This is a genomic window from Luteimonas sp. A482, assembly GCF_054072655.1.
Genome location: NZ_JBSVRO010000002.1, coordinates 57,432 through 79,090, shown reverse-complemented (window position 1 = coordinate 79,090; position 21,659 = coordinate 57,432). Strand labels below are relative to the sequence as shown.

Genomic DNA, 21,659 nt, shown 5'->3' with positions numbered 1-21,659 from the left:
CCGCTGCCCGCCCGTCGCGTCGGCCGCGCACATGCCGGACGGACGGACGTCCCCAGGGCGGACCGCTGCGGTGAGATCGTGGCGCGCCGACGGCACGCCTTGCCGCTTGGATTCTCGCGATCGGGCGCGGGCGCAGCCCGACAATTCGTCTCAGCGCGGATCGCGGCGCCGGGCCGACTTGAGCCGCGCCAGCTGCGCCTCGTAGGCGCGCGCGAACTCGTCGCCAAACAGCGTGCGGAAGCACTCGTCGGGGTCGCGCGCGGTGCGCTCGAAGTCGTCCCGGTAGCGTTCCCAGTAGCGGCCCTTGCCGGAGAACGCGCGGCGTCCACCGCTGTCGACCTCGCGCTCCAGTCGGTCCGGGTTGAAGTGCGCGAGCAGCGATTCGAACGCTGCGCGCATGCCCGCGAGCATCGCCATCTGGTGGCAGCGGATGTCGTCGAACGCATCCTCGAAGGCGGTGGCGCCGCTGAGGAAGGCGCCATCGGGCTGCAGCAGGCGGCGCATCGCCTCGTCGGGCGTGGCCGCGAACTTGAGCGGGTTGTTCTCGCTGCGCTGGATGATGGTGACCGGCAGGCGGAAGGTGTTCTTGATCTCGGCGCGCGCGCGCAGCACCTCCATCACGCCGTCGACGACGATGCCGAGGATCGCCTCGGTGTCTGGCGGCACGGGTGCAGCCGCCGGCGCTGCAGCAAGCGCTGGCGCGACCGGCGCAACCATCGCCGGCGCCGGTCCGGGCTGCGTGGCCGGCGCCGCCGCAGAGGCGAAGTCGCCGCGGGTGAGGTCCCACTCCTCGGGCAGCAGCGGCTTGTGCGCCGCGGCCTGCGGGGGCCGGAAATGATCGGCGCTGCCGGGGCTGTGGTTCCAGTCGCCGGTGGCAGCCGGCGGCCGGGGCGGCGGCGGCGCATCGAACAGGCGCAGCGGATCGAGTTCGGCGGCCACGCCCAGCCCCGCCAGCGGATCGGCGTCGGCGCCATCCGGCACGACGCGTGACGCCGGCATGGGCGGCAGCAGCAGGTCCCAGGGATCGGCGCCGCCCGCGTGCGGGGACGGCGCGGGCGCCAATGCCGGTTCCGGGGACGGCGCGGCCGGTTGCGGTGCCCGCGGCCTGGCCGGCACCGCGATGGTCGCGTCGCTGTCGAGCGGATCGGCCGCCGGCGTCGCGGCTGCCGCTTCGGCCGTGCGTGCCAGCGCCACCGCCACCTCGAACGTGTCCATCTGCAGGCGATCGCCATCGTCCAGTGTCACCGGCTCGCCGCGGGACAGCGGCGCGCCGTTGCGCAGCATCCCGTTGGTGCTGCGGTCTTCGAGGAAGTACAGGCCGTGCACGTAGCGCACCACCGCATGCGTGCGCGAGATACCCGGCGCGGCCAGCATCCAGTCGCTGTCGTCGGAGCGGCCGATGCTGCCGCCGCACTGGTGGAACTCGTAGCTGCTGCGCAGGCCGGGCGGCAGCCGCGTGCCGAGCACGGTCAGGGTCAGGGTGTGTGCTCCGCTCACTGCGGCATCCTCCTGGATTGTTCGATGGTGGCGGCGGCACGCGGCGCCTCCGACAGCAGCGTCAGCGCGCGCATCGCGAACGCAGTGCGGCGCTGGTCGAAGCGATCGGGTTCGATCGCCGCAAGCAGGTTGATGGCGGCGGTGGCCGCGCGTGCGGTCAGCAGCGCGGGCGGCGGCACCGGCGTGTCCTGGCTGGCCGGCGCCAGGCTGCCGCCGGACCAGCCCGCCGCCGCCGCGATCCAGCCCCCGAGCGTCTGGTAGCCATCCGCAGTGGCGAACTCGTAGGCGGTGCGGCGATTGTGCTCGGCCGGATCGCGCACCCACTGCTCGGCAAGGACGGCGCCGGCGCGGTCCTCGTCGCCAAGCGCTTCGCCGCGCGCGCACTGGCACAGCCAGGCGACGACGTAGCGCTTGGGCAGCAGCGCGGCCAGCAGCTGCAGCGCCGACTGCACGCGGCCGGCGTCCAGCAGCGTCCGCACCGCGTCCTGCGGCAGCGCGCCGCGCGGCAGCAGCGTGCGCGACTCCGCCTCGATGCCCATCTGCGTACAAGCGTCCAGCACCACGTCGGTCATCGCCGCCTCACCCGATCAGGATCAACGGTGCCGACATCTTCGCCAGCCCCTGTCCCTGCAGCGTCAGCATCGGTGCCTTGACCGTCGCCATCGCGCCCCCCTCGACCGTCAGCATGGCGTCGGACTTGACCGTCATGGTCGCGCCGGCCTTGACGTCCATCGTCGCGCCTGCCTTCACGCCGACCTGCACCCCGCCCTCGATCTTGACCGACTGCTGGCCCTTGATCGTGATGTTGAGCCCCTTGATCTGGATCTCGCCCGAACTCTTCATGACGATGCTCGACTGCCCGGTCACCAGTTCGATCTCGGTGCCGGCGTCGAGCTTGAACTTGCGGCCGATGGTGGTGGTTCCGTTCGCTTTCACGTCCAGCGTGTCGTCGTTGCCGACCTCGTGGCTGCGGTCGTTGCCGACCTTGCCGGCCTGGTCGTTCTTCACCTCGCTGATCTCGTCATGCTCGACCAGCAGGTGGTGGTCGTTCTCCACCTCTTCGCGCAGGTCCTTCTGCGCGTGCACGAACAGCTCCTCGCTGCCCTTCTTGTCCTCGAAGCGGATCTCGTTGAAGTCCTCCGCGCCGCCGCCGTCGCTGCGGCTGCGGATCCCGCTGCGGGTCTTCTCGGCCGGCAGCGGATACGGCGTGGCGTGGTTGCCGTTGTAGACGCTGCCGACGATCAGCGGCCGGTCGGGATCGCCCTCGAGGAAGCTGACCACGACCTCCTGCCCGACCCGCGGGATATGCACCATGCCCCATTGTTTGCCGGCCCAGGGCGTGGCCACGCGCACCGGGCAGGAGTGGGACTGGTCACGCCCCTGCGCGCTGGACGACCAGTGGAACAGCACGTGCACGCGGCCGTGTTGGTCGACCGCGATCTCCTCGTCGTCGCCACCGCCGCTCGCATCGCAGACGGTGGCGGTCTGCAGCCCCGCGATCAGCGGACGCGGCGCGGTAGGCCGGCTGCGATACGGCAGGCGGCTGTCGATGGCCTCGAAGCGGCAGCGCCACGGCTGCTCGTCCACATCGCCGGCCTCGCTCGAGGCCAGCCCGGCCTCGCGCAGCATCAGCTCGCAGCCGCTCACCAGGTATTCGCGATCCCATTGCCCGCCCGGCGAGCCATCCAGCTTGAACAGCGCGCCCGCCGCCAGGCCGTAGGCCCCGGTGTTGCCGGAGAAGCCGGCGCGCGCCGCGTTGCAGGCCTCAACCAGCACCTGTGCGCGGCGACTGTGTTGGTCGGCGCTGGTTTCGCCGCCGGGAAAGTCGAACGCCTCCAGTCCGTCGACGCCGTGCAGCGGCGCGCCCTGGCCGGCGTCGCCCTTGCCTTCGAGCGAAGCCCGCGGCTTGAGCGGATCGTAGTCGGTGAGCCGCGCGATGGTGGTATGCACGGCGCTGGAAGGCCGCCAGTCGCCAACGCCGACGGTCGCGCGCGCGCGGTGGTCGCCGGCGGACAGCCACGGCAGCTGCGCGGCGCCGGGCGCCATCTCGTGCGCGCCGATGCCATCGGCCAGCACCATCAGGTGGCGGCGGTCCTGGTGGACGAAGTAGTAGTACACGCCTTCCTGCTCCATCAGCCGACTGATGAAACTGAAGTCGTCCTCGCGATACTGCACGCAGGTCTCGCGCACCGGATAGCTTGCCGACAGCTGCAGGCGCACGTCGGTGTAGCCGACGCCGGCCAGCACCTCGCGCACGATCGATGCCACGTCGCGATTGGCGAACACGCGGCTGTGCCGGCGCTGGGTCAGCAGCCACGGCATCGGCGCGAGCGTGATCGCGTAGACCGCGTGCCGCAGGTCGTCGACCACCTGGAAGCCGGTTTGCGCAGCCTCGATGGCGATGCCGTGGAACCAGCGCTCGAAGCCATCGGGCATGCGCATGTGCACGGCCATCGGCTTGCCCAGCATCGCGACCAGGTCCAGCTTCGGGTCCTGCGACACCGCGCGGATGCGGAATTCGAACAGTCCGCCCAGCCGTTCGCTGCCGTCCATGCCGGCGAAACGCAGCGCGTCGCCGAGGTCGGATTGCAGGGTGAAGTTGCGCTGGTTGCGCGACATGGTGCTCCTGTGCGTCGGGCCTGCCGCGGCCGGGGGCGGGTTCCGCGCAGGCATGCCGCTGCGGCCCTGCACCCCTTCGGGCTCGCACTCGATGCTCACATGCAGGCCCGCGGGCGGCGCGACAATTCGTCTCATGGGCCGGCTTGCGCGCCACCCGCAAGCGGCAGTGCGGTCAGGCCGTTTGTCCCAGGCGCCCCATCACCACCCAGCCGTGCACCGGGCGCCCGACTTCCTTGCGCAGTTCCCGCGCCTGGACCTGGACCTGTCCGAACCCGGCGCGGCCGAGCGCCGACTCCACGTGTTCGCGCGCATGCCGGTAACGCCCGCTCGGACCGAGCTCGACGCCATCGCCGGACGCGTCCGCCCCCTCGATCGCCTCGACCGAGAAGACCAGCCAGCCGCCGGGCCGCAGCGCATGCGCAGCCGCCGCCACCACGCGGTGCAGGTCGCCGAAATACACCAACGTGTCGGCGGAGGCCACCACGTCGAAGGCCTTCGACCGCGCGTCCATGTGCGCGGTGAGTTCGGCTTCGACCAGCGCGTCGTAACCGCCGCGCTGGCGCGCGCGCACCAGCATCGCCGGCGACAGGTCCACGCCTTCCAGACGCCGCGCCCAGCGCCGCAGCAGCGGCGCGCACAGGCCGGTGCCGCAGCCGGCGTCGAGGATGTCGAGGTGCCCGCGCCCGTCCAGTACCGGCTGCAGCGCATCGGCCAGCAGCTGCGGCGCCCGGTAGTCGAGGTTGTGCAGCAGTTGCTCGTCGAAGCTGGATGCAAAGCCGTCGAACAGTTCGCGGACATAGGTATCGTCGGCCCGCTCCGGCGCCCGCGCGCCGCCGCAGGCGGCCAGCATGTGCAGCGCCAGCGGATCGTCGGGCACCCGCTGCAGCCAGTCGCGGTAGACCTGGATCGCGGCCTCGCTCTCGCCCATGGAATACAGCACGACGCCAAGCAAGCGCAGCGCGCGCATGTTGCGCGGGTCGATCTTCCATGCCTTGCGCAGGCAGGCCACCGACTGGCGCAGGTGCACGGCCTCGGCGGCGTGGTTGCACAGGAACAGGCCGAGCAGGTAGTAGCCGCGCGCATACCCGGGCGCGGCGCGCAGCAGCAGGCCGTAGGCGTTGAAGGCATCGTCCAGCCGGCCCTGCACTTCCAGCACCACGGCCAGGTTGCCGATGGCGTCGATGTGCGCCGGTTTCAGCGCGATCGCATGCCGGTAGCAGGCCTCGGCGGCGACCGGGCAGCCGCGTTCCTTGTGGACGTTGCCGAGGTTGTTGTGGATGTCGGCGTGCCGTGGCAACTGCTCGAGCGCACGTTCGATCAGCGCGATCGCCGCCTCGCTGTCGCCCTGCTGATGGCGCAGGACGCCGAGGAAGTGCAGCGCGTCGGGCTGCTCCGGCGCGCGCGCGAGCACCTGGCCGTACAGCGCCTGGGCCGCGTCCAGCGCGCCATCGGCGTGGCGGGCCACCGCGCGTTGGAGCAGTGCGCCGATGCTGTCGTCCCGCACATGCGTGGACGCCGCGCCTGCCGTTGCCGCGTCCATCAGGCGATCAGCACGGTGAAGGCGCCCATGACGATGGCGCCGCCGTGCGCGCTGGTGTCGCCGATCCGGGCCGCGGGCTGGCCCTTGATCAGGACCGTGGGCGCGCCGGTCACGATCGTGTCCGGCGGCCCCACGCACACCGCCATGTCGCCCAGGCGCGCGGCCGGCAGGCTGCAGATCAGCACCGTGGGCGCGCAGGGCGGGCCGATCGGGCCGCCGACATGCGGCACCACGCCCGTCACCATCGGACAGGCATGCATGTCGGTCAGGCGCGCGGCAGGCCTCATGATTCGCAGGTCCCAAGGGTTCGCCGCGATCATCGCGCGCCGCGCCACGCCGGCCCCGACGATTCGTCTCAGCCGCGCGCGACCGCGGGCGTGCTCAGGCCAGCTCGCGCCGCAGCCAGGCCCGCGCGATCCGCCATTCGCGCTGCACCGTCGACACCGACAGCCCCAGCACCGATGCGATCTCCTCCTCGGTCAGGCCGATGAAGAAGCGCATCTCCACGATCCGCGCCTGGCGCGGGTCGATCGCTTCGAGGTCGTCGATCGCCTGGCCCAGGGCCTCGGGTTCGGCGCCGCCGGCCAGCGAATCGACGATTTCGGTCAGCGCGATGCGGTCCTCGGCGGCCGGGCGCTTGGCCGCACTGCGCCGGCGTGCGGCGTCGATCAGCACCTGCCGCATCGCCTTGGCCGCCATGCCGAGCAGGTGGCGACGGTCCTCGACGCGTGGCATCGCGTCGCCGCCGAACAGGCGCAGGAAGCTCTCGTTGACCAGCTCGGTGGCGCCGAGCGTGCGCTGCTGGTATTCGCCTGCCAGCTGCTGGCGCGCGATCTGCCGCAGGGCCGCGTACATCTGCCGCATCACCCGGTCCATCGCCCCGGCCTCGCCGGCCAGCGCATCCTTGAGCCAGACGGTCACCTCGCCGGCATCGGGCATGCCCGCCTGCCATGGATGCGGTGCCTCCCGGACCTTCATCTGTGTCGCCCTCCCTTTCGTATCGGCGGCCGCATTCGTCCGCCGTGTTGCGCACTCTTCCCGCGTGCTAGTCCGGGAGCCCCTCGATCGCCAGCAGGGCGGAGTCGCGGATGCTGAGCATGGCGGCATTGAGCGTCGACGGCTCCAGCGCGATCACCGGCTCCAGGTAGCGGGTCCGGAGATCCTCCATCGACTTGCGGTCATCGAGCTCGAACAGCGCCACGTACAGCCGCGACGCGCTCTCGACCGTGTGCGCATCCAACAGCCCGCCTTGCTCGGTGCGCAGCGCGAGCGCCTGGTGGTGCGCGTCGCGCGCCGCCTGCAGGTTGCCGGCACCGAACTCCGCGCGGCCGATCACGTCCCAGGTCGCCGAAATCCAGCGATGCCCGGGTACGACGCGCTCGTAGCGCTGCAGCGCCAGCCGCGCATTGCGGACCGCCTCGTCGCGCATGCCGCCGGCGTTTGCCTGCAGGCTGGCCAGGCCGCCCAGTGCGACGATCGAGTCCAGGTGCGACTCGCCCAGCGTGCGCTGGCGCGCCAGCATCACCTGTCGCTGCAGCGCGATCGCCTGCCCGACCTTCGCCGGCTGGTCCTGCTTGGCAAGCAGGCGCACCAGCTCGGACATGCTCGCCAGCCGTTGGGGATGGTCGCGGCCCAGGATCCGCTGCTGCCGCTGCAGCAGGTCGCGCATCACGATCTCGACCTCGGCGAACGCGGGCTCCGCCTGCGCCAGGCGCACGCGGTTCGCGCCCACCAGCGCCAGCGCCTGCAGCGTGTCCGGATGATCATGCCCGAGCGAACGCTCGCGCTCGCCCGCGACCGCCCGGGCTTCGCGCAGCGACACCTCGTAGTCGTTGAGCATGTTGGTGAGGTTGGCGAAGGTCAGCCGCGCCGCCAGGGTGGCCGGCGCGTTCTCGCCGAAGCTCCGTTCGTAAACCGGCAGCAGCGCCTGCATCCGGGTTCGCGCCTCGGGCCGGCGACCCAGCTGCATCAACGTGTGGACCTCGTCGCGGCGCAGCTCGAGCAGAGCCGGGTCCTCCGCGGGCAGCGCGCCGGACCAGCGTTCGAGCAGCGCCCGTTGGGCTGCGAGCGCCTCGCCTTGCTGGCCGCGCGCGGCCAGCAGTCGGGCGTTGCCGCTCTCGATCGCCAGCCGCAGCGGGTCGTCGAGCAGGAGCCGGTCGCGCCGGGTCATCGCCTCGGCGTAGCTGCGCGCCGCGGCATCCATGTCGCCACGACGGTAGTGGGCCTGTCCGAGGTCGACCAGGACCGCGGCGATCCGCGGATCGGCGTCGGGCAGCGATTCGCGCCGTTTCCTGAGCACCTGCTGCAGCTCGGCCACGGCCGAACCGTACTGGCCGATCCCCATCAGCACGCGCGCCATCGATTGGCGCAGGTCGGCCGCCAGCAGCGGCGCATCGGCGAAATCGTGCTGCACCCGCTCGAGCGCATGCGAGACCACGTAGCGGTCGAGCGCCTCGCGGGCGATGTCGGTCGCCGGCACCAGGGCGAACGCCGCATCGAGACGGGCCGCAGGATCGTCCTGCTCGGGCGCATCGCGCAGCGCGGCTTGCACCGCCACGCGCTGCGCCTCGGCAAGCGCATAGCCCATCGCGTCGATGTCGACGCTTTCCAGCACCCCGCGCTGGAACGCGGTGATGCGTTCGAGCTGGCCCTGCCGCTGCTCGGCCAGCCGCTGCTGCACGCGCGCCTGGCCCAGCGACGACAGCGACACGGCGATGCCGACGGTGAGCGTTGCGACGATCGCGGTGCCGGCCATGATCGGCCAGCGGTTGCGCTGGACGAAACGGCGGGCGCGATAGCCCATGCGGCTGCGCCGCGCCTCGACCGGCCGCTTGGCCATGAACCGCCGCACGTCGGCGGCCAGCGCCGCCACCGTGGTGTAACGCTCGCCCGCCACCGGCCGCATCGACTTGAGCACAACTGCGTCGATATCGGCCGGGATCCGCTCCATCCCACCGCCGCCTGCCGGCTGTCGGCTTGGCGGGACCACCTCGCCTGCCACGATCGCGCGGGTGACGTCGAACGAAGAGACGTGGTGGGCGAACGGCTGCCGCCCGCAGACCAGCTGGTACAGCACCACGCCCAGCGAATAGATGTCCGTCGCCACCGACAGCGGCGTCTGCTTGATCTGCTCGGGGCTGGCGTAGGCGATCGTCAGCGCCTGCTGGCCGAACTCGGTGGCGTCGGCCGGCGCGCCATCGGCCGCCTCGAGCAGGCGTGCAATACCGAAATCCAGCAGCTTGGTGTGGCCTTGCGCGGTCACCAGGATGTTGCCCGGCTTGAGGTCGCGATGGATCACCAGGTGGCTGTGCGCGAACTCGACCGCCGCGCAGACCTGCAGGAACAACTCCAGGCGCCGGCGCAGGTCCGGCGAATGCTCGCGGCACCAGGCGTCGATGTGCTCACCCTCGACGTACTCGATCGCCAGGAAAGGCTGCCCGTCCGACAGCAGCCCACCGTCGACCAGGCGCGCGATGCCCGGATGCTCCAGGCGCGCGAGCAGCGCGCGTTCGCGCTGGAAGCGCTCCAGCGCCACCCTGCTGTCGCCGCTCGCCCGCCGCAGCAGTTTCAGCGCCACCCGCTGCACGAAACCGTCCTGCTGTCGCTCTGCGAGATAGACCACGCCCATCCCGCCATGGCCGATCCGCCGCAGCACGCGATAGTCGCGCGCGGCATCGGCACAGAGTTGCTCGCCCGCCAGCTCGGGCGGCTCCGCCATCTCCCAGCGCAGTGCATGCAGTGTCGTTTCCGAGGCCGCGGCCTTGCGCATCCACGCGATCTCGGCCAGCAGCGCCCCATCCCCCGCGCATTCGCGCGCGACGAAATCCGCACGCTCTTCCGTCGGAAGTTCGTCGGCCATTTCCACAATGCTTTTGGCCCGCAGATAGCAGGTATGCCGGGCGTTCATGTCACTTTCCCCTGCGTCCCTGTCCCCGCCCAGGCGAAGACATCGAAAGCCACGCCCCACCGCCCCTGTCGATCCTGGCCGGCCACGTACCGGGCACCCCGGCCGCCAGTCCCGTGTCGCGAACGGGCACCGCGGCGGATCCCAATCATATGCGCATGCAGCTGCGGTTGCGCTGCCAACCGGTGACGCTGGTCGGCGGATCGGCCACTCCCGTCACCATGCGGCGGCGCATGTAGTGGTGCCCGTTGCGGGATTGCTGGATCGACACAGGCGCCGCTCCGGATGCGCTGCTCGCATCCGCACCACCCATCCACACCAGATCCGCTCGAGGGAACGGACCTGCTCACCGCTCTGCTTGTGCTCGCGGAACTGCGCCCATCAACATGCGGGCGCGCCCGCAGCGGCGGTCGCCGCGGGCCCGGACCAAAAGTCCGGAGTCTGCCGCCGTCCGCAACCGGCGCGCGCGCGGATCAGGCCGTCAACAGGAAAGGTTCGAGCACGGTCGCGACGTCCGTCAGGTCGACTGATGCCACGACATTCAGTTCGTAGATCGTCTTGCACTTTCCTTCGTCGGCGAAGTCGATCATCACGATGTTGGGCATGAAGGCCTTCAGCACGGGACCGTTCGAATGGACCCGGCCGTTCATCGCGGAGCTCATCCGCTCCTGGATCGACTCGTAGAGTCCGTTCGTCCACATCTTCTTCAGCGATTCCCGCTTGACCTTGGTCCACATCGTGTCGTTGCGCTGGCGGATGCTCTCGAACACGCCGGTCGTGGTCCAGTACATCATCCCCATGACCTCGGGGCCGCAGCCGATGCCCTTGCGCATCAGGCTGCTCTGCTTTTTCACGTTCTGCGAGATCTTGGAGAACGGCTTCAGGATGCTGGTTCCCCCCTTGCCGAAGTACTGCAGTCCATCGAAGTCCTGGTCGAACCCACCGCCGCCCTTGAGGTTCTGGAAGACCAGGATCCCGTGCCTCACGGGGTTGTCCAGACCTGTCGCCGCCTGCCCTGCCTTCGAGAACAGCACAACGACCTTGCCGCGCAGTTCGCGCAAGGTCCTGAGGTTCACATTGCCCCGCGTGCGGAAGATCGTGTCTCCCAGAAGATCGACGCAGGCCTCGGCGATCGCTCCCCAGTTGTCGCACTTGTCGAACTTGAGGATCAGGAACTCGGTGTCGTTCTCCTTCACGAACTTGGCGGCATCCGTCAGGATCTTGCTCAGCGTGAGCCCATAAGTGCCGCCGCTCATGGATTTGACGCTCAGGTCGGTGCGGTTGCCGGTGCGGAGATCGAGCCCCGTCTGCACCTTCTTGCTGCCGGTGCCATGGTAGGCCCGCAGCGCGAGCACCTTGTCGGACTCACCCTTCTTGAGGATGGAGCCCGTAATCCGGATGTCGAACAGCCGCACGCCCGCGCTGGCCTGGCCATGGATGTCCAGGTCCTGCGTCTTCGCATTCCCGCCGCCCTGCGTGATCGCCGCGTCGTGACTCCCAGCGAACACGATCTCGTTGAGCTTCTTGTTCCCGCCAAGCTGGTAGTAGCTGATCATTCGTGGATCTCGTATAGGAAGCGCTGGCTCATCGACTGCTGGACCCACGCGTCTGAGGCGTGCCGCCCAGCGCTCGGCAAGGTCGAATACGTAGTCAAAACCTGGGGCGCAGTCCGAAACGGCCACCTGGAAACGCAGCGCCGGGCCCGGGCACTTCCAACATCCAGCTGCGCACTCCCGACCCGCCCCTTAAGTAAACCTGACCCCGTTACCACCCCGTTACCAACAATCGCACTCCGGCACCGTCACTGGTCAAACAGCCAGCCCACGTCCATCGCCTCATCCGTCGGCGAGGCATCTGGGTAGGAAAATGGCTTGTAGGCGACCCTGTAGTTCTTGGCCATGTCCATGACCTCGTGAAATCGGTGAACGCCTGAAAAACTGGTGAAATAGTCCTGGTTCCAGAAGGCAAAGATACCCCACGCCATCGCCGTTGTTTCGTCAACTGTACCGCCTGCCCAAGAAGACATCTGCATCAACCTTCCCGTTGTGTAGGACGGACCGCAGGACAGCGGCATTTTCTTCTTTCGGGCGGACGAAATGACACCACTTTCTTCGAGCAGCGTGCCGTCGTCGCCACGCCGGAAGCCGAGCGTGGGGCCGAGATTGTTTTGCTGAACGTTGTAATATGTGTGTCCGCCGACATGATTTGGCACCAGGATGCTGCACATGTCCTTGCCCCCCGGGACCACGGTGGCAGCCAAGGGCCCGTGATCCTTGAGCACGTCCATGATGTCGTGCAGAACGGCCACCTTCAGGGTGACGTTGCCATCCGCAGTAGGATTGGCGAGCAGGGTTTCAAAGTTGTAGCTCTTGTATCCGATGGACCAGTAAGCGCCCCGATGCCAGGCCAGATTCGGGCACGGCGACCGCCAGCCGACGGGATTGGCGACTTTCTGGTGGATCTTCTTGATCAATCCGCACAGGTCGCGGTCAATGGAACCATTGGATTTGGCGTCAAGCGCGAGGTCACGCTCCTTGAGGAGGTTGGGCCTCGACTTCGCCTCGCCCACCACCGCCTTGGCGACGCCAAGATAACTGGTGTACGTCTTTGATTCGCACGCCTGACCCGATAAGAGCCGGATAAGAAAATAGTCGCTCGATGCCACCCAATCCTGCAGCACCTGGCGAATGATTTCACTGTGTTTGATCCATTTAGCATGCCACTTTACGGCCATGACGGACGTTGCTGCATTGACAATATTCGTGGAGGCCGCCAGGCCGTCGCCAATATCCTTGTAGGCCTCGTCGGCCGTCTGGTACACCTTCTCTGTGGCAGCCACATTTCCTATGCGAAGCTTCAACATTCCTGAATCTCCTCACCAAAAATAGCCGCAGGTGCAGCAACGTCCGCGGCATCTCACCCGAGTTCAAAAACTAGCGGGGTCAGGTTTACTTCTCGCACACCTCAGCCAAACGCGTACGAGAACCCGCCATCCTTCACGCCCACCTGCACACCGGTCACCGCCATGGCCCCGATCATGCGGTTGAGGAATTCGCGCGAGACGTCCGGAAGCATTGTGTTGGTCAGGATCGCGTCGATCATGCGGCCGCCCGATTCGCTCTCGGTGCAGCGCGAGACCACCAGCTTCACCACCTCGTCGTCGTAGTCGAAGGGGATGCGGTAGCGCGCCTCGACGCGCTTCTTGATGCGGTTGAGCTGCAGGCGCACGATCTGGCCGAGCATCTCGTCGCTGAGCGGGTAGTAGGGAATGGTGACGAGCCGTCCCAGCAGCGCCGGGGGGAAGATCTTCAGCAGCGGATCGCGCAGGGCCTTGGCCATCCCCTCGGGTTCGGGCATGAGTTCGGGGTCGGCGCAAAGGCTGCCGATCAGGTCGGTGCCCGCGTTGGTGGTCAGCAGGATCAGGGTGTTGCGGAAGTCGATCTTGCGGCCCTCGCCGTCCTCCATCCAGCCCTTGTCGAAGACCTGGAAAAACAGTTCGTGCACGTCGCTGTGGGCCTTTTCGACCTCGTCCAGCAGCACGACGGAGTACGGCCGGCGGCGCACGGCTTCGGTCAGCACGCCGCCTTCGCCGTAGCCGACGTAGCCGGGCGGCGCGCCCTTGAGCGAGGAGACGGTATGCGCTTCCTGGTACTCGCTCATGTTGATGGTGATCAGGTTCTGCTCGCCGCCGTACAGGGCCTCGGCCAGGGCCAGTGCGGTTTCGGTCTTGCCCACGCCCGAGGTGCCGGCGAGCATGAACACGCCGATCGGTTTGGAGGGGTTGTCGATGCCGGCGCGACTGGTCTGGATGCGCCTGGCGATCATCTCCATGGCGTGGTCCTGGCCGATCACGCGAAGGCCGAGCAGTTCGGGCAGGCGCAGCACGGTCTCGATCTCGTTGCGCGCCATGCGCCCGACCGGAATGCCGGTCCAGTCGGCGACCACCGAGGCGACCGCCTGGTAGTCGACGGTGGGCAGGATCAGCGGCGATTCGCCCTGCAGTTCGGCCAGCTCCGCCTGCACGATGCGCAGCCGCGCCAGCAGCGCGTCGCGGTCGTCGCCTTCCACGGCGGCGGGCACGTCGGCCGCGTCAGCCACCGCGTCGGCTTCGGCTTCGGCCGCGGCCTCCAGCGGGCTGCCGGTGCCTTCCACCGGCGCCAGGCCTTCGCGCAGCTTGCCGCGCAGCAGCAGCAGTTCGTCGACCAGGGTTCGCTCCGATTCCCAGCGCTGCTCCAGGCCGTCGCGGCGCGCGCACTCGGATACCAGTGCGGCGCGGCACTCTGCCTCGCGCTCGACCACGGGAATGCCGATCGCCTGTTCGCGGGCGATGATCGCCAGTTCGATTTCCAGCGATTCGATCCGGCGGCGGCTGTCGTCGACCTCGGCCGGGGTGGCGTGCAGGCTGACCGCCACGCGCGCGCAGGCGGTGTCGAGCAGGCTCACCGACTTGTCGGGCAGCTGGCGCGCGGGGATGTAGCGGTGGCTGAGCTTGACCGCGGCCTCCAGCGCCTCGTCCAGGATCTGCACCTTGTGGTGCCTCTCCATGGTGCTGGCCACGCCGCGCATCATCAGCACGCCCTTGATCTCGTCGGGCTCTTCCACCTGCACGGTCTGGAACCGGCGGGTCAGCGCGGGGTCCTTCTCGATGTGCTTCTTGTACTCGGCCCAGGTGGTGGCGCCGATGGTGCGCAGCACGCCGCGCGCGAGCGCGGGCTTGAGCAGGTTGGCGGCATCGCCGGTGCCGGCCGCGCCGCCGGCGCCGACCAGGGTGTGGGTCTCGTCGACGAACAGGATGATCGGCGTGGGGCTGGCCTGGACTTCGTCGATCACCGCGCGCAGGCGCTGCTCGAACTCGCCCTTCATGCTGGCGCCGGCCTGCAGCAGGCCGACATCGAGCGCGCGCAGTTCGACATCGCGCAGCGCCGGCGGCACGTCGCCGCGCACGATGCGCTGGGCGAAGCCTTCGACCACCGCGGTCTTGCCCACCCCGGCCTCGCCGACCAGGATCGGGTTGTTCTGGCGCCGGCGCATCAGGATGTCGACCACCTGGCGGATCTCGTCGTCGCGGCCGATGATCGGGTCGAGCGTGCCTTCGCGCGCCTGCGCGGTGAGGTCGGTGGTGAACTTCTTCAGCGCCTCCTGCTTGCCCATCGCCGCCGGCGCGATCGCGCCGCTGGCCTCGCCCGGCGCGGCGCCGCCGAGGTCGAAGCCGTCGCTGGCGCGCATGCCGTTCTCGGGCGAGTCGCCGACGATCGCGTCGAAACCGTCGGTCAGCGCTTCGGGCTTGAGCTTGGCGAACTCAGGCGAGATCGCCTGCAGCGCGTTGCGCAGCTGCGAGGTGCGCAGTGCGCCGACCACCAGATAGCCGCTGCGCACCTGGGCCTCGCCGAACATGAGGGTCGCGAACACCCAGGCGCGCTCGACCGCCTCCTCGATGGCCGAGGACAGATCGGAGATCGCAGTCGCGCCGCGCGGCAGGCGGTCCAGCGCGGCGGTGACGTCGCGCGCGAGCTTCGAGGGATCGAGCGCGAAATGGCGCACGATGCGGTGCAGGTCGGAGTCTTCCAGCTGCAGCAACTGGTGCAGCCAGTGCACCAGCTCCACGTAGGGATTGCCGCGCAGCTTGCAGAACACCGTGGCGCTTTCGATCGCGCGGTAGGTGGTGGGGTTGAGCTTGCCGAACAGGGCGTTGCGGGTGATTTCCGCCATGGCTGTATCTCCTCAGTGTCGTGTCTTTGCGCGCGCGGCGGGCCGCACGACGACGTCGCGGGCGTCGTCCAGGTCCCAGCTGCGGCGGCCGAGCCAGGTGTCGAGGCCGAGCCGGCCGGCCTGCCCCAGCCGCGAGGTCGGCACGTCGCCGGCGCGCAGCACCAGCTGTACGTCCCAGGCCTGTTCGTCGCCGATGTAGGCGCGCACCAGCGCCGCGAGTTCGTCCAGCGTGCGACCACCGGGCAGGAAGGCGCGGAAGGCGGCGCCGTCCAGCGGCCCGAGCCGCAGGCGGAAGCGATGCTGCGCGCCGCGCACGTGTGCGCCCAGGACGGCGGTCGCGCCCAGGGTGGACACCGCCGGCGCGCCGCCCAGCCGCAGCCAGGCCTCGTCCGGCAGCGGCATCCATTCGCCAACGAATTCCTGCACGTCGACCGCCACCGCGAACGCCCGCCGCAGCAGGCAGCGCAGCCCTTCGGCGTTGCGCGCGTGCGAGAGCATCCGCCCGGCGTAATGGCGCGCGCCGGTGGACACCACCGCGTCGCCGGTGCACGGCCCCATGCCGATCAGCGCGCCGACATGGAAGCGAAAGCGGTCCTCTTCCGGACGGTCGCCCTGCACCACCGGCTGCGCATCGGCCCAGGCGCGGTAGAACAGCGCCAGAATGCGATGGTGGAACACGTCGGCGAAGGCGCGCAGGGTGTGGTCGCGTGCGTTCTGCGCGCGCTCGATCGCGTACTCGGTCAGGTGCAGCGGCAGCGGCCCGTTGGGGCCGAACAGTCCGAGCACGTGCGTGTCGAGCGTGGCCGGACCCGCGCCGCTGGCGGGTGCATAGGCGGCGATATCGCCGGGCGCGAACGCCAGCGAAGGCGGCTGCCGCAGGCGCACCGCATCCTCGGAAGGTTTCGTGGACCGGCCCAGCCGCGGGCGCTCGCGATGCACGCGCTCGAGCAGGCGCAGCGCGGCGAACAGCTCGAAGCCGTGCGGGCGCGCGCGCAGCGCGGCATCGTCCGCGGCCGGCGCGGGCGTCGCCAGCGCGACCGGCGTCAGGCGACCTGTCGCGTGCCCAGCCGCGCCGGCCATCGCGCCACCTCGTTGCGTTCCAGGGTGCGCAGCACGGTCTCGGTGAATGCGTTCACCGAGGCGTAGCGCGCGAAGAAGTGCTGCAGCACCGCGCCGATCAGGTAGGCGCCGGTCCCCTCGAAGGCGCTGTCGTCGCAGGTCAGCGCGATCTCCAGGCCGCGACCGAAGGTGATCGGCCCCGGCACCGGCAGGCGGCGCACGATCTGCGCCGAGGACACCGATTTGACACCCTCGATCTGGCGCAGCGCGGCAGCGTCGTTGTGGTCGCAGTACAGCGACAGCATTTCGCGCAGCGCAGCGGCGCCCTGGGCAGGATCGCCTTCGAACAGCGACAGGTAGTCGAACTGCAGGTGGCTCAGCAGCCGCCACGCGGTTTCGCCGCCGGCGACCGCCGGCCGCGGGCGCGTCGGGCCGGCCACGCAGCGGACCTGCTGCACCGGCAGGCCGGCATCGACATGGAAGTCGGTCTTCGACTTGCCCACCGGCATGTGCAGCGGCAGGTCGCGGTTGCTGCACGACAGGCGCATGCCCAGCTGCCGCAGCGGCGTGGCCAGCGGCCGCTCGCCTGCGTCGACCAGGGCGATGAACACCTCGCTGCCGACGTAGCTCGAGCGCGCGCCGCGCCGGCGCTGGCGGCCCGAGAGCAGGCGCGGCTCGCGGCGCAGGGTGTAGTAGGCGCCGTGGCGCTCGTGCCAGGTGCGCGCGTCGCCGCCGTAGAAGGGCTGGAAGCGCAGCTCCGGTTCCTGGCGGTCGCCGAAGCCTTCCACGCGCTCCAGGCCAACCACCTCGAAGTCCATCGGCCGCACGCGATCGGGCACCACGTGGTATTCCACCTGCTCCTGGCGCAGGTGGATGCGGTCGCCCGCGCGCGGGAACAGATTGATCGCCGGGGTGCAGAACAGGCGGAAGTTGCCGGCGCCAACGCCGCGCGCCGCGGCGCCGAGGCTGCGCCGCAGCAGCACCACGATCTCGAACGACTGGCCGCGCAGGCGCTGCAGCGCCTCGCGCAGGCCGGTGAACTCGGCGAACAGGAACCGCTCCGGACAGGCGAAGTATTCCTGCAGCAGCCGATAGCCGCTGAACGAGCGGCCATCGACCGGCAGCAGCGCATCCTCGTCGTCGAAGCCGCGCGCGCGGATCGCATCGCCACGGCGGAACACGGACACCTGCCCATGCGCGCCCTCACCGCGTACCAGGAAGCCTTCGGCCTCCGACAGCAACTGCTCGTAAAGCCGCTTGGGCAGCTCGTCGGCACCGGCCAGGAACACCGGCAGCGCGTCGAGCGCAAGCGTGCCGGCGTCGATGCCGCCGGTGGTGCGGAACGCCAGCCGCAGGCCGGCGCGCACCCGCCCTCCGGGCGGCGGTTCGACCCCGGCGGCGGCCAGCGCCGCGGGCGTGTCGAGGTAGCTCGCATCGGCCAGTTCCAGCGGCCACAGCGTCAGCGCGTGCGCGGTGCGGAACTCGCAGGCGGTGCGCTCGTCGACGCCGGGGAGGCCGCGCAGCGGCGTCTGCCGCGGCACCGGGTGCCCACCCGCCAGCTCGGCCGCCGCCGGGTCCGGGTGGAACTGCACCACCGCCATCGACGGGACCGGCCGCAGGTAGTGCGGGTAGAGCATCTCCAGCAGGTGCTGGGTGAACACCGGGTATTGCGCATCGAGCTTGAGCTGCACGCGCGCGGTGAGGAAGGCGAAGCCCTCGAGCAGGCGCTCGACGTAGGGATCGGCGCACTCGAAGCCGTCCAGGCCGAGGCGGCCGGCGATCTTCGGGTACTCACGCGAGAACTCGGCGCCCATCTCGCGCACGAACTGCAGCTCGCGGTTGTAGTGCGGGATCAGGCGCGGGTCCATGGCTCAGCCCCAGGCCTCGGCCAGGTCCATGCGCCCGGTTTCCAGGTCGACCTCGGTCTTCAGGTACAGGTTGAGCGGCAGCGGCTGCGCCCACATCTCAGACTCGATCTCGAACACCAGCGAGCGCCGGTCCATGCGCACCGCGTCGCGGTGCACGCGGACCTGCAGCGTGTCGGCGATCAGCCGTGGTTCGAAGGCCAGGATCGTCTCGCGCAGGCGACGCTCGACGCGCGCCAGGTCCAGGCCGCTGGCGGCGACGCCGGCGAGGTCGGGAATCCCGTAGTTCAGCACCGATGTCGCGACGTGCGGCGCATCGTCGAGCGGCCGTGTCGCTTCGGCGTGGGTGCAGTTGAGCAGCCACGACAGGTCGCGGATCACGCATTCGCGCAGGCGCTGCGCGCTGATCACGCGCGCGTCGCGACCCTCCTCTCGGCGCGCCGGCTCATCGTCGGTGAGGCGGTCGAGCAGCGAGGGCTGCAGCCGCTCCTGGGCGGTGAGCTCGGCCATCGCCGTCGTCAGCCGTCGTCGCAGTCGAACTCGATCGAGCGCAACTCGAGCAGCGGGTGTTCCCCGCCCTCGCTCGCCAGCATCCGCTGGCCGTGCCCGATCCAGGTGTCCTCGCCCAGCTTCGACCAGTCGCTGGCGCGGCCCAGGCGCAGCGCCACGTCGCTGTGGCTCTCGCTGTGCGGATAGCGCACCGGCACGTAGCCGTGCGCTTCGCCGCCGTTGCGCCAGGTCACCAGCACCGGCGCCCACAGCGTGTCGGACAGGCTGGCCGGCGGCTCGAACTGCAGCGCGGCGATGCGCTCGAACGGCGCCCAGCCATAGCCGCCCTGCAGCACCAGCTCCAGGCACGGCCCGAAGCGGGTGTCGGCATCGGCGATCCACGCGAACGCAACGCCGTCGATGCGGCCCGGCGTTGCTGGCGCCGCATCGAAGGCTTGCACGCGCAGTTCAGCGGCCGCCGCATGCGCACCACGCGCATCCTGGCGCACCGCCTCGAGTAGCGGCGGCAGCCAGGGCGCCGGTTCGCCGATCACCACCGGCAGCCGCTCGCCGGCGAACACCGCCAGGCGCACGTCCTCCGCGTCCAGCAGCGCCGCCCATGCGGCGCCCGGCATCGCGTTGGCCGCATCCAGCCGCACCGCCGCCTCGAGCTGCGTGCGCGCCCGCGCCCACTGCCCGCAGACCGCGAGCAGCTGGAACAGGAACACGCGCGCCGCCGCATCCGCCGGCGCCGCGCGCACCTGCGCGGTCAGGGCCTGCAGCGCCTCGTCCGGGCGTCCCTCGCGCAGCAGCGCCTCGGCCGGCGAGGGCTGCGCGCGGAAGCTGGTCTGCACGGTGGTGGACATCGCGATCGGTCAGGCCGCGGCCGTGGCCTGGATGTCGTAGGTGAATTCCTTGGCCGCGCCGTCCTTCGAACCATCCGGCTTCTGCGGCTGGAACCCGTACTTGAACTTGCCGAAGTGCAGGGTGACGTTCTCGGTGAGGCGATCCTCGCCGCCGGAGCCACCGGTCGAGACCGAGGTCACCATGACGCCGTTGCTCAGGTGCAGCTCGACGTAGTCGGTCTGCTCGCCGGTGGCGTTGGTGACGTACAGCCAGGCTTCCTCGATCCGCGCGCCGGTCGACGCTGCCTGCAGCAGCGCGTGCGAGGACGAGTCGACGAACTTGGTCAACGAGATGTCCTGCACGTGCGCCTTGCCGCCCGCGCCGGTGCTGGCCGAATGCAGGTCGGCGGTATTGGACAGGCCCCAGGACCAGGCCAGGATCGGTACCTCGCCCTTGTGCTTGCCGTGGTCGGACGCGCCCTCGATCGAAACCTTGCCCTTGCCGAACTTGATGTGCATGTCGAACGCCATGGCGATGCTCCCTTCTGTGTGTCGCGGGCGTCGCCCGCATCGTGGTGTGGTGCGCGCGGCGCATCGGCGCCGCGCGCGGGACGGCGTGCGCGGTCTGTCAGGCCGCGGCTTCGGACGGCAGGCGCGAGACCAGCCGCAGGGAGACGGTCAAGCCCTCCAGCTGGTAGTGCGGCTTGAGGTAGAACTTCGAGCTGTAGTAGCCCGGCGCGCCCTCGACTTCCTCGACCACCACCTCGGCCGCCGCAAGCGGCTTGCGCGCCTTGGCCTCCTCGCTGGAGTTGGCCGGGTCGCCGTCGACGTAGTTGAGGATCCAGTTCTGCAGCCAGCTCTGGATCTGGTCGCGACTGCTGAACGAACCGATCTTGTCGCGCACGATGCACTTGAGGTAGTGCGCGAACCGGCAGCAGGCGAACATGTACGGCAGCCGCGCCGCCAGCGCCGCGTTGGCGGTGGCGTCGGGGTCGTCGAACTCCTCGGGCCGGTTCAGCGACTGCGCGCTGATGAAGGCCGCCATGTCCGAGTTCTTGCGGTGGACCAGCGGCATCAGCCCCATCCGGTCGAGCTCGGCCGAACGGCGGTCGGTGATCGCGATCTCGGTCGGGCACTTCATGTCCACGCCGCCGTCGTCGGTCGGGAAGGTGTGCGTGGGCAGGTTCTGCACCGCGCCGCCCGACTCCACGCCACGGATCCGCGAGCACCAGCCGTATTCCTTGAACGAGCGATTGACGTTGACCGCCATCGCGTACGCGGCGTTCTGCCAGGTGTACTTGCTCGAATCGGCGCCAGCGGTGTCCTCCTCGAAGTCGAACTCCTCGACCGGGTCGGTCTTGGCGCCATACGGCAGGCGCGCCAGCGTGCGCGGCATCGCCAGCGCGAGGTAGCGCGAATCGTCCGATTCGCGCAGCGAACGCCAAGCGGCGTAATCGGGCGTGGTGAAGATCTTGGCCAGGTCACGCGGGTTGGACAGCTCGTTCCAGCCCTCCATGCCCATCAGGGTCGGCGCGGCGGCGGAGATGAACGGTGCGTGCGAGGCCGCCGAGACCTGCGCGATACCGCGCAGCAGCTCCACGTCCGGCGGACTGTGGTCGAACTGGTAGTCGCCCACCAGGCAGCCATAGGGCTCGCCGCCGAGCTGGCCGTACTCTTCCTCGTAGATCTTCTTGAACACCGGGCTCTGGTCCCAGGCGGTGCCCTTGTAGCGCTTGAGCACCTTGCCCAGGTCCTTCTTGGAGATGTTCAGCACGCGCAGCTTGAGCTGGGTGTCGGTCTCGGTGTTGTTGACCAGGTAGTGCAGGCCGCGCCAGGCGCTCTCCAGCTGCTGGAACTCGGCGCTGTGCATCACCAGGTTGAGCTGTTCGCTGAGCTTGCGGTCGATCTCGGCGATGTAGGCCTTGATCGTCTGCGAGACGTCGTCGGACACCACGTCGCCGCGGCCGAGCACCTGCTCGGCGAGCGTGCGCACGGCGGTTTCGACTTCTTCCTTGGCGCGCTCGCTCTTGGGCTTGAATTCCTTGCTCAGCAGCGAGGCGAAGTCGCCCGCATCGAGGCTCTTGGCTTCGGCGGTTGCGCCGGTTTCGGCAAGCTGTTCGGTGGCCATGTCG

At 69.7% G+C, this 21,659-nt stretch carries 16 protein-coding genes; all 16 read right to left on the bottom strand.

The features are described 5' to 3' along the window. Positions 1-150 precede the first annotated feature (150 nt). The 16 genes from tagH to tssC all read right to left on the bottom strand — a co-directional run bounded on the left by tagH (position 151) and on the right by tssC (position 21,655). On the bottom strand, positions 151-1,497 hold the full coding sequence (gene tagH, locus ACW5DW_RS09005) for a type VI secretion system-associated FHA domain protein TagH (RefSeq protein WP_457018502.1): 1,347 nt from the start codon (positions 1,495-1,497) through the stop codon (positions 151-153). Beyond that, positions 1,494-2,069: a DUF6931 family protein gene (locus ACW5DW_RS09000; RefSeq protein ID WP_457018501.1), complete on the bottom strand. Its 576-nt coding sequence runs from the start codon at positions 2,067-2,069 to the stop codon at positions 1,494-1,496. The genes tagH and ACW5DW_RS09000 overlap by 4 nt, the downstream gene beginning before the upstream one ends. A 7-nt stretch (positions 2,070-2,076) precedes the next feature. Next, a complete protein-coding gene (locus ACW5DW_RS08995; protein ID WP_457018499.1) occupies positions 2,077-4,116 on the bottom strand; it encodes a type VI secretion system Vgr family protein in 2,040 nt (679 codons plus the stop codon). Positions 4,117-4,288: 172 nt separating this feature from the next. Next, positions 4,289-5,656 (bottom strand): tetratricopeptide repeat protein, encoded by a 1,368-nt coding sequence (locus ACW5DW_RS08990; protein ID WP_457018498.1) that lies wholly within the window; start codon positions 5,654-5,656, stop codon positions 4,289-4,291. Beyond that, the gene (locus ACW5DW_RS08985) at positions 5,656-5,943 is read right to left on the bottom strand and encodes a PAAR domain-containing protein (protein WP_457018497.1); all 288 of its coding nucleotides are present in this window, start codon (positions 5,941-5,943) and stop codon (positions 5,656-5,658) included. Before ACW5DW_RS08985 ends, ACW5DW_RS08990 begins: the two co-directional genes overlap by 1 nt. A 94-nt stretch (positions 5,944-6,037) precedes the next feature. After that, entirely contained in the window at positions 6,038-6,634 is a 597-nt protein-coding gene (locus ACW5DW_RS08980) for an ECF-type sigma factor (protein ID WP_457018496.1), read from the bottom strand. A 67-nt stretch (positions 6,635-6,701) separates the two neighbouring features. Further along, positions 6,702-9,515 (bottom strand): protein kinase domain-containing protein, encoded by a 2,814-nt coding sequence (locus ACW5DW_RS08975; RefSeq protein WP_457018495.1) that lies wholly within the window; start codon positions 9,513-9,515, stop codon positions 6,702-6,704. A gap of 518 nt (positions 9,516-10,033) precedes the next feature. After that, on the bottom strand, positions 10,034-11,116 hold the full coding sequence (locus ACW5DW_RS08970) for a hypothetical protein (protein ID WP_457018494.1): 1,083 nt from the start codon (positions 11,114-11,116) through the stop codon (positions 10,034-10,036). 245 nt (positions 11,117-11,361) lie between these two features. Next, entirely contained in the window at positions 11,362-12,423 is a 1,062-nt protein-coding gene (locus tag ACW5DW_RS08965) for a hypothetical protein (RefSeq protein ID WP_457018493.1), read from the bottom strand. A 101-nt stretch (positions 12,424-12,524) separates the two neighbouring features. After that, positions 12,525-15,269, bottom strand: coding sequence for a type VI secretion system ATPase TssH (tssH, locus tag ACW5DW_RS08960; RefSeq protein WP_457018492.1), 2,745 nt, complete (start codon positions 15,267-15,269; stop codon positions 12,525-12,527). Positions 15,270-15,281: 12 nt separating this feature from the next. Beyond that, entirely contained in the window at positions 15,282-16,349 is a 1,068-nt protein-coding gene (gene tssG, locus ACW5DW_RS08955) for a type VI secretion system baseplate subunit TssG (RefSeq protein WP_457018491.1), read from the bottom strand. After that, positions 16,313-18,196, bottom strand: coding sequence for a type VI secretion system baseplate subunit TssF (tssF, locus tag ACW5DW_RS08950; protein ID WP_457018490.1), 1,884 nt, complete (start codon positions 18,194-18,196; stop codon positions 16,313-16,315). The genes tssG and tssF overlap by 37 nt, the downstream gene beginning before the upstream one ends. 3 nt (positions 18,197-18,199) lie before the next feature. Beyond that, the gene (tssE, locus tag ACW5DW_RS08945) at positions 18,200-18,703 is read right to left on the bottom strand and encodes a type VI secretion system baseplate subunit TssE (RefSeq protein WP_457018489.1); all 504 of its coding nucleotides are present in this window, start codon (positions 18,701-18,703) and stop codon (positions 18,200-18,202) included. An 8-nt stretch (positions 18,704-18,711) separates the two neighbouring features. Next, complete coding sequence (locus tag ACW5DW_RS08940) at positions 18,712-19,548, bottom strand: type VI secretion system accessory protein TagJ (protein ID WP_457018488.1); 837 nt, start codon at positions 19,546-19,548, stop codon at positions 18,712-18,714. 9 nt (positions 19,549-19,557) lie between these two features. Further along, a complete protein-coding gene (locus ACW5DW_RS08935) occupies positions 19,558-20,058 on the bottom strand; it encodes an Hcp family type VI secretion system effector (RefSeq protein WP_457018487.1) in 501 nt (166 codons plus the stop codon). A 97-nt stretch (positions 20,059-20,155) separates the two neighbouring features. Next, a complete protein-coding gene (gene tssC / locus ACW5DW_RS08930; RefSeq protein WP_457018486.1) occupies positions 20,156-21,655 on the bottom strand; it encodes a type VI secretion system contractile sheath large subunit in 1,500 nt (499 codons plus the stop codon). Positions 21,656-21,659: the final 4 nt, after the last annotated feature.